This is a genomic window from Streptomyces sp. NPDC059037 (assembly GCF_042740015.1).
Classification (GTDB): Bacteria; Actinomycetota; Actinomycetes; order Streptomycetales; family Streptomycetaceae; genus Streptomyces.
The window spans coordinates 1-11,858 of the sequence record NZ_JBHYIG010000297.1; the positions used below are offsets into that span (position 1 = coordinate 1).

Genomic DNA, 11,858 nt, shown 5'->3' on the forward strand with positions numbered 1-11,858 from the left:
GGGGCCGCCCCCCCCGCCCCCCCCCCCCCGGCCCCCCCCCCGCCCCCCGTGCCCGCGGGGGCGCGGGGGGGGGGGCGGCGCGGCCCGGCCGCCCCCCCCCAGCACGGGGGCGGTGCGGCGGCGGGCCAGCAGGAAGCGGTGGTTGGTGACCGCCTCGGGGCGCCAGTGGTGTTTGTACGGCTCGTTGCCGCGAAGAAGGCTGAGCACCCGGGCCCGGTCGCCCTCCGCGTGCTCCGTGCAGGCGCTCAGGAGCATGGTCGCCACGTCGACCTTCCGCTCCCGCAGCCGCGGATGCGCGCCGTAGAGGTAGCCGCCGACCAGGCCGGGCGAGAGCAGCGTCAGATCGGCCGCGACCACGGCGTCGTCGAGCCGGAACTCGGTGACGACCGCGTCGCCCGCCCTGACCATGATCCCCACCGACCTGATCAGGTGCTCGGAGAACCGTGGCCGGATGTGTTCGGACGTCACCTTCCGTCCTTGCCACTGGAGTTGGTGCAGATGAAGGAGGGTCCGCACCGATGCGGCCACCTCGTCGTGGCGTACGATCCGCCGCTCGACGCCCAGTGCGTCCAGCTTGCGGATGTTGGCGCGCACCCGCTGGGCCCGCCGCGCGGGCAGCCGGCCGAGCAGTGCGTCCATGGAGGCCGTGGGCAGTTCGAGGCAGAGCGAGTCCGTCAGGCGCAGCCGGGGCCCGCGCCACCGTTCGTAGATCCGCTCCACGGCGGCACCCGACCTGACCTCGCGGAAGTCGATCAGCGCGCCGCGCGCCAGCCTCGACAGGCCGTCGGCGAGCGCCTCCAAGGCCTCATCGGCGCATGCGTCGTCGAGCAGCACATCGGTGAAGTCGGAGATGGCGCCGCCCAGCGGCACGAGCGCCGGGAGCGGCAGATACGTCCGCATCAGCGGCGCGGCGGCGACGAGCTCGCCGTCCCTGCGCACGAGCACCACCCGGAGCCGGCCGCGCCTGCCGTAGGAGAGCCACCACGAGTGCAGCCACGCATGGCTCTGGAAGGGCGTCGCCGTCCGGCACCGGCGGTGCAGCCGCGCCCATGCCGCCGCGAGCCCCCCGAACTCCTCCTGGTCCGTGCAGACTTCGGCGGTCAGGGCGGGGCCGTGCGGTGCCATCACGTCTCCCGGCCGAGATCGGCGGCCTGCGCGGGCCCCGGCACGGGGGCCGCCGCCACCGGCTCCTCGGTGCGCCGGGGCCGTACGAGCAGGGCGAGGCCGCCGAGCAGACCGCCCGCGCTCGCGCCCACCAGAGCCGTCAAGGGCGGCGCCGCCGACGCGGGCGCCTCCGGCTTGATCGCCCGGGAGAGCTGGAGCAGCCGTACCTGCGTGCTGTCCTGGGTGTGGTTGGCGTTGTTGGTCAGGGACCGCGACACCGCGTTGGCGATGTCGCGCGCCTTGCCGGGCTTGGCGGCGGTCGCCGAGATGGAGATCATCGGCGCGTCGGGCGAGGTGGCCGCCTGCACGCTGTCACGCAGCGTCTGCGGCGACACCCCCGACTCGACCTGGGCGTCGCCGAGCACCGCGAGCTGGGTGGCGACGCGGCCGTACGCCTGGGCGAAGCCGAGCGCCGCGGTGGGGTCGGACCTCTCCTGCGGCACGGCGAGCACGTAACTCGTGGCGGTGTACGTCGGCGTCTTCACCACGCCGTACGCGCCACCGGCGATGGCGCCGGCCAGCGCGCCGGCGGGCAGCAGCCACCACGCGGGAAGGCGCTTGACGCGTGCGAGCACCGTGGTCGGCGGTCCTGCCGGGCGGTGCCTGCGCTTGAGGGTTTCGGTCATCGGGAACTCACTCTCGGGGTCGAGCATCTCGGGTCGGGCATCTCGGCGCCGGGCGTCTCGGGCTCGGGCCGGCGGCAGCTGTCTCGTACACACGCATCAGCTGATCGGCGCTGCGCGTGATGCTGTAGTGGTGCGCGGCGTCCAGCGGCAGCCGCGACCGCGGCCCCGCGTCCCGGGCCCGCAGCAGCGCCCGGGCGAACGACTCCGGGTCCCCCTGGACACGCAGCGCCCCGCCGGACGCGCCCGGCGGCAGGTCCTCGACGGCCGGGCACCTGACGTAGAGCACCGGCAGACCGGCGGCGAGAGCCTCCACCACGGCCAGGCCGAAGGCCTCCTCGGGCGAGGGCGATGCGAGGACGTCCATCGCGGCGAGGAGCGCGGGCAGGTCGCCGCCCTCCGCGGCCGCGTCCGTGGCCAGGTGCGGGCGCTCCCCGGCGAACAACACCCTTTCCGCGACGCCCAGTTCACGCGCGGCCGCGCGCAGCCTGGCCTCGTCAGGGCCGCCGCCGACGAGCAGGACGCGTACGTCACCGGGCAGCGCGGCCAGGGCGTGCAGCAGGACGTCGAAGCGCTTGCCCGCCGCGAGCCGCCCCACCCCGCCGATCACGAACGCCTCGTCGTCAAGGCCCAGTTGGCGGCGGGCCGCGATCCGGGCCCGTGGATCGAAGCGGAACGGCTCGACGTCGATGCCGTTCGGTACGACGTGGATGCGCTGCCGGGGCACGCCCCACCGGCTGAGCCGCTCGGCGACGGACGGCGAGACCGCAACGGTGGCCCGCCCGAGGCGCTCACCGGTCAGGTACAGGGCGCGGACACCGGCGGTCAGGGGGCGGCCCTCCATCTGGGAGTCGCCCAGGGAGTGCTCGGTGGCCACGACCGCCCGGGTCCCCGCGATGCGCGCGGCGATCCGCCCGTACAGGCAGGCGCGGTAGAGGTGGGTGTGCACCAGGTCGTATCCGCCGCCGCGGATGACCTTCACCAGGCGGGGCAGCGCGCCCACGTCACGGTTGCCGGACATGCCGAGGTGGATGACGCGCACCCCGTCGGCCGTCAGACCGTCGGCGACCGGGCCGGGGTTGGTGAGGGTCACGACGTCGCAGGAGGCGGGCAAGTGCCGCAGCAGCAGTCGCAGTTGCTGCTCGGCGCCGCCCACGCCGAGGCCGGTGATGATGTGCAGGGCCTTCACGGGGTCACCGCCGGTTCACCGGCCGCGCGGCGGCGGAACCGGTTGAGGCGCAGCTTCAGGTGCAGCCGCAGCGCGGTGTCCCGGCGGCCGATGTGGACGCGCGGCAGGGCGTGGATCCCGGTCAGCGGGCCGGGGGAGATCGCGCACGCGTAGCGGTAGCCCGCATCGCGCACGGCGTCGACGACCCGCGCGTCGACCGTTCCGTACGGATAGCAGAAGCCCTCCACCTCGCGGCCCACGAGCTCGGCGAGGGCCTCCCTGCTGCCGCTGGTCTCCTGCCGCAGCACCCGGTCGTCGGCCAGCGTGAGGTCGACGTGGGTCAGGCCGTGCGAGGCGACCTCCATCCCCTCGGCGGCCGCGCGCCGGATGCCGTCGGCGTCGAGCAGCGGCTTGCGCGGGCCGAGCGGGTCCCAGACGTTCTCGCCGGCCAGCCTGCCCGGCAGGACGAAGACGGTGGCGTCGAAGCCGTACTGGTGGAGCAGCGGCAGCGCGTGGTCGACGAAGTCGGTGTACCCGTCGTCGAAGGTGAGGCCGACCAGGTCCCGTCCCTCGCCGCGGGCGCGCGCGTCGAGGAGCCGCGTCATGCTCACACCGCGCAGGCCCTGCCGCCGCAGCCAGCGCAGTTGGGCCGCCAGGCGCTCGGCGGGGACGGTGACCTCGTAGGGGTCGTCGGCGCAGTCGTCCACGGAGTGGTACATGGCCACCCACATCGGCGCCTCGGGCAGCAGCCGCACGCGGCGCGGGCGGGGTGTCCATGGCGTCTCAGCCAGTGCTGTGTCAGCGGCCATGCGAGCGCTTTCGTGTGACGGAACGGACCACGGAACGGATGGAACGGGCGACGGGTTTGCAGGCCTTGGCCCGCAGCACCCAGAGCACCAGCGCGAAGACACCGGCGACGGTCAGGCTCCCGGCCGCGACACCGACCAGCGGGGACGCGAAGCGCAGCGCCACGGCCGCGCCGAAGCCGGTGGCGCACACCGCAGCGGCCGCCGGCTTGGCCAGCTCGGCAAGGACCCGGCGGACCCGGATCGGCACACTGCGCGGCCCCATCCCGCACAGCAGCACGACCGCCGTGATGCTGATGCCGGCCGCGTTGGCGAGCGCGATGCCGCGTACGCCCCACAGGTCCACGGCCCGGCTGCCGATGGCGGCCGTCGCGGCGACCCCCACCGCCATCGCGCCCAGCGGGTACCACGTGACCCGGTGCCCGGAGAAGTACGAGCGGACCAGCGCCCCCACCAGCGTGTGGCCGATGAGCCCCAGGGCGTACACGCGCATGACGGCCGTCGTGGCCGCGGTGTCGGCGGGGGTGAACGCGCCCCGCTGGAAGAGGAGTTGGATGATCTGCGGCGCGCACGCGATCACCACGGCGGTGCCGAGCAGCACGATGCACGAGGCGAGGCCCAGGTCGCGTTCGACGCGGGACCTGGCCCGCTTGACGTCGCCCTCGGCCAGGGCCTGCGCGACGACCGGGAGCGTGACCGTGCACAGCATCAGGGAGAGGATCATCGGCACCTGGGCGACTTTTTGCGCGTAGTTGAGGTGCGAGATCGCCCCGGCGGGCAGCGACGACGCGAAGAAGCGCTCGATGAGGACCTGCGACTGCCGGCACAGCGCGAACAGCAGCACGGTGGCGATGAGCGCGCCGCTCATCAGCCGCGCCGCCGACGCCTCGTCCGTGGCGGTGCCGCTCGGCGCTTGCGCCGCACGCCGCCGCAGCTGCCACCAGAGCGACGGCGCCTGCACGGCCACCATCAGTACGCCGCCGATCGCGACGCCCAGCGCCGCGGACCGGACGCCGCCGCGCCCGTCGAGGACGAGCACGGTGCCGATGATGCCGACGTTGTAGGCGACGTAGATGGCGGCGGGCGCCACGAACCTGCGGTGCGCCCGCAGCACCGCGCTGCAGTAGCCGGCGAGGCCGAAGCTCAGGACGCAGGTGGCGGTGAGGCGGGTGCAGTCCACGGCGAGCCGCGGGGCGGGCAGGCCCGGCGCGAGCAGCTCCACCAGGTGCGGCGCCTTCGCCATCAGGACGAGGCCGACGCCCGCGAACGCCAGCGAGAGGCGGGGCAGCGTGGCGGCCACGAGCGCCCGCACCGGGTCCTCCCGCGCGCCGCGGCGGCGGGCCAGGGCCACGCTGAAGGCCGGTACGAGGGCGAACGCGAGGCCGTCCTCGATGAGCAGCGTGGTGGCCACCTCGGGCACGGTCCACGCGACCAGGAAGGCGTCGGTCTCCGAGCCCGCCCCGAAGAAGTGCGCGAGCGCCTGGTCGCGCCCGAGCCCGAGCACCGCCCCGGCCACGGTGAGCACGGCGGTGACGAGGGCCGCCTTGGCGAGAAAACCGTTGGAGGGGTCGGAGCCCTTGGGAGGCGCCGCCCCGGTGGCAGGGGCGGGCACCTTGCCGGACGGGGCGGCACCGACGGGGCGGGTGGTCGACGTCATCGCGGGACCTCACCGGCCAACGCCCGCCGGGACAGCGCCCACCAGGCGACGAGCCCGAGGACGACCGCCATCAGGACCGTCGAAGGGCCGCCGATGTCGGCGTACGCGAAGTCCACAAGGAGCCACATGAGCAGCCCGCACGCGACCAGGGCGCAGTCCAGGCCACCGCCCGGTCCGCCGCGCACCTGCACCAGGCGCCGCAGCCCGAGCACGAGGCAGGCCAGCCAGCTGCCCGCGAGGGCGCACAGGCCGAGCAGCCCCTGCTCGCTGAGGACGAGGAGATACATGTTGTGCGGGGAGAGCAGCGGCTGGCGGCGGAACTCCGCGCCCGCGCCGCCGGTGTCGCTGCCCGAGGAGAGGGCCACGGACGCGTGGCTGTCGCGGTGGTCGGGGAACGCCTTTAGCCCGACGCCCGTCAGCGGCTTGTCGCGCCACATGTCCACGGCCGCCGCCCACATGGTGTACCGGTCGGTGACCGACTGGTCGGGGGCGTCGGTCACCTGCGTGATGCTGGTGATCCGCTCCTGCAGCATCGCGGTGCCGATCCCGAACCCGCCGACGAGTACGACCGCTGCGGCGGTGACGGCCGCGAGCACCCGCAGCGCCCGCCGCGCTCCCGCGAACGCCAGCTGCGCGCCGCACGCCACGGCCGTGGCGATCCAGGCGCCGCGGCTGAAGGACAGCGCGAGGGGGACGATCAGGAGCAGCGCGCAGACCGCCGCCGCCCGCCGCTGCTTCAAGGCCGCCGGGCCGAGCGCGAGGGCGAGGGCGCACACCACTCCGTACGACACGATGGTCGCCATCCCCATGACGTCGGAGGGGCCGAAGGTGCCCACGGCCCGGATGTCCGAGCCCATGTAGCTGGCTCCCGTGCCCGTGACGTACTGGTACACGCCCAGCGAGCCCTGCCACAGGGCGAGGCCGACGAGGGACCAGACCACCAGGCGGAAGTCGCGGCGGTCCCTGACGAGTACGAGGACGGCCGCGGGCACCAGGACGAAGACCTGCAGGTAGCGCACCAGGCCGGTCGCCCCGGCGGACGCGGTGCCCGCGCCGACGGCGGCTACCGCGATGCCGAGCACGGGAAGGCCGAGCACGACGGCGGCGGTCCGGGTCAGCGGCCGCCGCGCCGTGCGCACGGCGTGGGCCACGCACCAGAGCACGACGAGACCGGAAGCGGCGTCGGCGATCGTGCCGCCCCCGGAGTCGGCGCCGCTCGACGGCACGGGCAGCGCGAGCAGCCCGACCAGCAGCATGACCGGCAGCACGGGCGCGGCCCCGCGCAGTGCCGCCGAGATCGCGGCGGCCGGTGAGCCGGGCGGGACGAGACGGACCGAAGCGCTGTTCACCGGGTCAACTCCCTGACGGGCGTACGAGGGAGGCCGCGGTCCGGAGCAGGATGCACAGGTCCTGCCAGAACGACCAGCTGTCGATGTAGGCGTTGTCGAAGCGGCACCGGTCCTCGATCGAGGTGTCGCCCCGCAGACCCTGGATCTGCGCGAGGCCCGTGATGCCGGTCGGCATGCGGTGGCGTTCCGCGTAGCCGGGATACATTTGGCTGAACTTGGCCACGAAATAAGGGCGTTCGGGGCGCGGACCGACCAGGCTCATGTCGCCCCGCAGGACGTTCCACAGCTGCGGCAGCTCGTCCAGCGAGCTACGGCGCAGGAACTGGCAGAAGCCGCTCATGTGCTGCTCGCCCGCGACGGTCCACCGGGTGGCCGCCTCGTGTGGATCGGCGGGACGGTGGGTGCGGAACTTCAGCAGGGTGAAGGGCCGCCCGTCCCTGCCGATGCGCTCCTGACGGAAGATCACTCCGGGTCCTTCGCTGGACCGCAGGACGGCGGCGCAGGCCAGCAGGACGGGGCTGAGCAGCAACAGCAGGATCCCGGATGTCACCAGGTCGAGGCCGCGTTTGCTGACGCTGTGGTGCCGCTGCCCGGCCGGTGCGAGCGGGCGGCAGGGGAACCCGGCGATGCGCCCCGAGCGGTACCGGCGGCCCGGCGCGTCGTACCCCGGCGGCTGCGTCGCGTCGACCGCCCAGACGTCACAGCCCGACGCGCTCAGCGACCGCAGCCAGCCGATCTGCTCCGGGCCCGGGTCGGGCCCGACGACCAGCACGGTCCGCACGCTGTTCTGGATGACCGCGCGGCGCAGCTCCTCCAGCGTGCGCAGCACCGGCAGTTCGGCACCCTCCGCCGCTTCAGGACGCTCGCCCCGCGCATCCCCCACGATGCCCACGGGCCGCACCCCGGCCTGCGGATGGCGAAGCACCGCGTCGGCCACCCGGCGGGCGACGGCACCGGGGCCGACGACGAGCGCCGGTCGCGGCTGCCGGAGCACCGCACGGCGCGCCCGCAGGTAGACGGTGCCGCGCCCGGCGCAGCTGAGCACGCACTGCAGGGCGGCCGCCGACGCCAGGGTGGTGAGGGAGACCGGGGCGAACGCGGAGAAGTTCGCCGCGAGGAGCCCTGCCGCGCCCCACGTCACCGCGATCTGCCAGGCCAGCGAGGGCAGTTCGTCGAGCGCGGAGGGCACGGCCACCCTGCGGTACAGCGCGGCGCGGGTGTTCAGGCTGGTCACACCGACGACCAGCACGGCCACCAGCAGGGGATGGCGCTGCGGCGCGGCGAGGAGCATGGCGCCGAGCAGGGCCGCGGCGCAGTCGGCGGCCAGCAGCGGGAAGGCCGCGGGGCGGCGCGTGGCTGAGCCGAGGCCGATGGTCGTCCGCAGGCTTCGCCCGCCCGCGCGGGGAGGGACGACCGATGCGGTGGCGACGGCTTGGTCCGCGGCCCGTGGCTGCGCGGCAGGGGTGGCGACGCTTCGTTCCGCACTCACGGGGTGATGGACTCCCTGCACTCGGTGGGACCCACGCCCAGCAGCTCCCGGTACACGGCCGCGACAGCGTCCGCGGTGTGCCGCACGTCGTGGGTGTTCCGTACGTGGCGGTGCGCCTGGCGGCCGAGCGCCGCGCACAGCTGCCGGTCGCCGAGCAGACCGGTGAGGGCCCGCGCGAGGGCCCCGGGGTCCTCCGCGGGGACCAGGCCGTGCGGCACGAGTCCGGGCGGCAGGCTCTCGCTCGCGCCGTCCACATCGGTGACCACGACCGGGCGTGCGCAGGCCATGGCCTCAAGCGGTACGAGCGCCATGCCCTCCCACCGGGACGGCAGGACGACGAGGTCGGCGGCCCGGTACCAGGGCGCGGCGTCCTCGATGTCCCCGGCGAACAGCACGGACGGGGGCGCCTGGCGGCGCAGCGCGGGACCATCGGGCCCGTCCCCCACCAGCACGAGCCGGGCGTTCGGCAACCGCTGAGCGACCGCCGCCCAGGCCCGCAGCAGCACGTCCTGTCCCTTCTGCCGGCAGAGCCGCCCCACGCACACCAGCAGGGGCGCCCCGGGCGCGAGGATCTCGTCGAGCCCGAGCGCGGCCCGGCCCGCATCGGCGTCGCCGGGCCCGAAGCGCCCGACGTCCACCCCGTTGGGGACGACCGACCAGCGGGCGGCGATCCCGGAACGCTGCCCGGTACACCGCTCCGCCTCACTGACACAGACCACGTGCGAGGCCCACCGAGCCCCGAACCGCTCCCACCGCAGCGCGAGTTGGGCGGTGACGCCGCCGACCGCCTCGAAGGACCACGCGTGCGGCTGGAACACCGTGGGAAGCCGGCCGCGCACGGCGATGCGTGCCGCGAGCCCCGCCTTGGCACTGTGCGCGTGCACCACGTCCGGGCGGAGCTGGTCGACGATACGGGCGATGCGGCGCACCTCGTCCGGGAGCCGCGGCCCCGGCGAGCGCGTCGCCTCCCAGCGGTGGATGCCGCAGCCAAGGCCCCGCACGGCCTCCGCGAGACGGCCGCCGCCCGGGCAGGCCACGTCGACCCGCATCCCCGCGGACAGCTGGGACCCCACCAGGTCGGTGACCACCCGGGCCACTCCGCCGTCGACGGGCTGCGTGACGTGAAGGACCCCCGGCCAGAGGGGAGTTGATGACTGTTGCATGCACGGCGCCTTGCTCAGGGGGAAGGAGATGCGCTACCGCAAGGAAAGGGCGCACAGCATCACACGGCGCAGAAGCGGGCCCAGGGAATTGCGCATGACCGGCGTTGCCCTTTCGGGAAAGGTTCCGAACCAGGAGGGAGAAATGAATGCGAAAGTCACACTGACCTCGTGAACTTCCCACACTCGTTCTGTCTAATGGCTTCAGGAGGTGAGCAACACTAGCGGCTTTTTGAATTTATCCAGCAAGGCTGACAAGTGTGTCGGATTCGTGAAGCACCGCGCGTCCACGGCTCGCAGGGAACACCGGCCGGAGGCCGCCGCGTTAACGCCGCACCCGCAGATCACCCTTTTGGGTCCACAACCCCGGCGAGCGACGCCCGTTGATCCATGGGCCGGGCACCCCGCCCTGCCGATGCATCAACTGGCCAAGGAGCAACTCTCCATGTCGCGTACCGCGAAGGCTTTCGCCCTCACCTCCGTTGCCGCTGCGGCCCTGGCCGTCGGAGCCGGCATCGCCGCCGCCGACGCCGGCGCCCAGGGTGCCGCCACCCACTCCCCCGGCGTCGCCTCGGGCAACGCCGTCCAGGTTCCGGTTCACGTTCCGGTCAACGTCTGTGGCAACACCGTCAACGTCATCGGCGTGGCGAACCCGGCCTTCGGCAACGACTGCATCAACCGCTGACACCTCGGCAGCTGACGCCTCAGCAGCCGGCTCTCCACGACGGCCGTCCTCCCCTTGGGAGGGCGGCCGTCGTGCGTTCCGCTTCGCCCCGCGTGGACCCGCACGGCCCGCTTGCCCCAAATGGCAGTCGCTCAGTTGCGGTCGGCCTTCACCGCTTTCACGGTGAACACAAGATCTGACGCATCATCGAAGGGAACATCCATGCGCGCTCTGCCCGCACGGCGTATCGCGACCTCCGTCCTTTGCGCATCACTCCTCCTCGGGACGGCCGGTCCCGCCATCGCCGCCGAGAACGACTCCCCCCACGGCAGCGCCCAGGCGGCGGCCCGCGCACCGGTACCCGGAGCGGACGCGCTGCTCGCCCAGATCAAGACCCTGGGCGACGTCGGCGGTGTGCTCAAGCCGGTCACCGACCTGCTCAACGCCATCCTCAAGGCCGACAACGGCCAACTGCCCGCCGCGGAGGCCACGAAGCACGCCGACGCGGTGAAGGCCGCCATCGCGGCGGTCACGGCGGCGGCACCCAAGGCCCCCGCACTCCCCAAGACTCCCGCGGTCCCGAAGACTCCCGCGGTCCCGGAGGTCCCGGCGGTCCCCAAGGCCATGTCGAGTGACGACAAGGCGGCGGCCGACCTGAAGGGCGACGCCCTGAAGGCCCTTCAGACCGCGGTCGACGCCCTGCTCAAGGCGGCCACCGGCGGCGACGTCGCGGCGGTCGTCGCCGCGGTTCCGGTCGTGCTCACCAGCCTCGTCAACCTCATCGCCGCCACGCTGCTCGGCGGCGGCCTGCCCGTCCCCAACCTGCCGGGCCTGCCCGCGCTGCCGAAGCTGCCGACGGACGCGCTTCCGGTGCCGGTACCGCTCTGACATCGAGTCAGCTTCCCCCGCCGCGTCGGCCATACCGGCCCGCCCGGCGGCCCAGCGGCGCCCGCGGCCGGTACGAGGGGCGGCGATCCGCATCTGCATTGTAATCTGCTCCCCCGCCCGGGGGGCCCCCCGGGCGGGGGCCGGCGGCCTTTTCATGTCCGCGCCCCATGCCCTTCCCGCCGCCCATCTCATACGAGCATGAGACACCGCCTTCGTTCGGGTGGGTTCCCGGAATTTCCCGCCGCGCAGGGTTTCCGCTGTACAGAGCGCTCGTTAGCCACGGCGAAGTGAAGTGAACGGTGAGAATCCCCTCTGGCGACCACCCGTCGCCCAAGAAAGGAACACGATGAAGCCCCTGAAGGCTGCCGCTGTCGTTGCCGGATCCATGGTCATCGCTGGTGCCGCCGCACCCGCCTTCGCCGCCGACCTCACGCCCACCAGCCTGAACGGTGCACTGGACACGATCTCCACCCAGTCGACCCTCGACGCGTCCCCGGTGGCCACCAACGCCTTCGACTCCGAAAACCCCAGCTCGGTCGTCAACACCGTGAAGGGTGCCACGGACAAGGTGCGCTCGGGCGGCAACGGCGCGCCGTCGCAGCTTCTCGGCGGACTTCCCCTCGCGAAGTAGAGCTGAATCGGAACTCTGCTCCACCTCTTCCTCTCGGCTTGTTGCACCGAATTAGGGAACCAAATACCCGGGCGTGTCCCTGCGGAATCCCCCGCAGCCAAGTCCATAAGCACACGGCGGCAACGGCGCAAGCGCCGAGGGTACGGCAACACCGCCAACCTGACCGGCGCCCTGAACCCGGCGTTCGGCAACCAGGCCACCAACAGTTGACGCGCTCCCCGAGGAGCGGCGGGGCGGGGGGGGGGGGGGCCGCGGGCCA

General features: G+C 73.7%; 11 protein-coding genes. 3 read left to right on the forward strand and 8 right to left on the reverse strand.

What is annotated here, in order from left to right:
* The 8 genes from ACFWY6_RS38395 to ACFWY6_RS38430 all read right to left on the reverse strand — a co-directional run.
* Positions 1-1,125: GNAT family N-acetyltransferase (locus tag ACFWY6_RS38395; RefSeq protein WP_384700520.1), on the reverse strand; the 1,125-nt coding region annotated here is incomplete at its 3' end.
* Positions 1,125-1,790: a lipopolysaccharide biosynthesis protein gene (locus ACFWY6_RS38400; RefSeq protein ID WP_384700522.1), complete on the reverse strand. Its 666-nt coding sequence runs from the start codon at positions 1,788-1,790 to the stop codon at positions 1,125-1,127. The genes ACFWY6_RS38400 and ACFWY6_RS38395, both read right to left, overlap by 1 nt.
* A 7-nt stretch (positions 1,791-1,797) precedes the next feature.
* Positions 1,798-2,976: a glycosyltransferase gene (locus tag ACFWY6_RS38405; protein ID WP_384700524.1), complete on the reverse strand. Its 1,179-nt coding sequence runs from the start codon at positions 2,974-2,976 to the stop codon at positions 1,798-1,800.
* Positions 2,973-3,764: a polysaccharide deacetylase family protein gene (locus ACFWY6_RS38410; protein ID WP_384700526.1), complete on the reverse strand. Its 792-nt coding sequence runs from the start codon at positions 3,762-3,764 to the stop codon at positions 2,973-2,975. Before ACFWY6_RS38410 ends, ACFWY6_RS38405 begins: the two co-directional genes overlap by 4 nt.
* Complete coding sequence (gene murJ / locus ACFWY6_RS38415) at positions 3,754-5,418, reverse strand: murein biosynthesis integral membrane protein MurJ (RefSeq protein WP_384700528.1); 1,665 nt, start codon at positions 5,416-5,418, stop codon at positions 3,754-3,756. Before murJ ends, ACFWY6_RS38410 begins: the two co-directional genes overlap by 11 nt.
* The gene (locus tag ACFWY6_RS38420; protein ID WP_384700539.1) at positions 5,415-6,674 is read right to left on the reverse strand and encodes an O-antigen ligase family protein; all 1,260 of its coding nucleotides are present in this window, start codon (positions 6,672-6,674) and stop codon (positions 5,415-5,417) included. The genes murJ and ACFWY6_RS38420 overlap by 4 nt, the downstream gene beginning before the upstream one ends.
* Positions 6,675-6,771: 97 nt before the next feature.
* Positions 6,772-8,256, reverse strand: a complete 1,485-nt coding sequence (locus ACFWY6_RS38425; protein WP_384700530.1) for a sugar transferase — start codon at positions 8,254-8,256, stop codon at positions 6,772-6,774.
* Positions 8,253-9,419, reverse strand: coding sequence for a glycosyltransferase (locus ACFWY6_RS38430; protein WP_384700532.1), 1,167 nt, complete (start codon positions 9,417-9,419; stop codon positions 8,253-8,255). Before ACFWY6_RS38430 ends, ACFWY6_RS38425 begins: the two co-directional genes overlap by 4 nt.
* A gap of 442 nt (positions 9,420-9,861) precedes the next feature.
* Between ACFWY6_RS38430 and ACFWY6_RS38435 the strand changes: the two genes are divergently transcribed.
* From ACFWY6_RS38435 to ACFWY6_RS38445, 3 genes are all read left to right on the forward strand, one after another.
* Complete coding sequence (locus ACFWY6_RS38435) at positions 9,862-10,101, forward strand: chaplin (RefSeq protein WP_384700534.1); 240 nt, start codon at positions 9,862-9,864, stop codon at positions 10,099-10,101.
* 201 nt (positions 10,102-10,302) lie between these two features.
* Entirely contained in the window at positions 10,303-10,968 is a 666-nt protein-coding gene (locus tag ACFWY6_RS38440) for a hypothetical protein (protein ID WP_384700535.1), read from the forward strand.
* A gap of 346 nt (positions 10,969-11,314) precedes the next feature.
* Positions 11,315-11,599: a hypothetical protein gene (locus ACFWY6_RS38445; RefSeq protein ID WP_384700537.1), complete on the forward strand. Its 285-nt coding sequence runs from the start codon at positions 11,315-11,317 to the stop codon at positions 11,597-11,599.
* Positions 11,600-11,858: the final 259 nt, after the last annotated feature.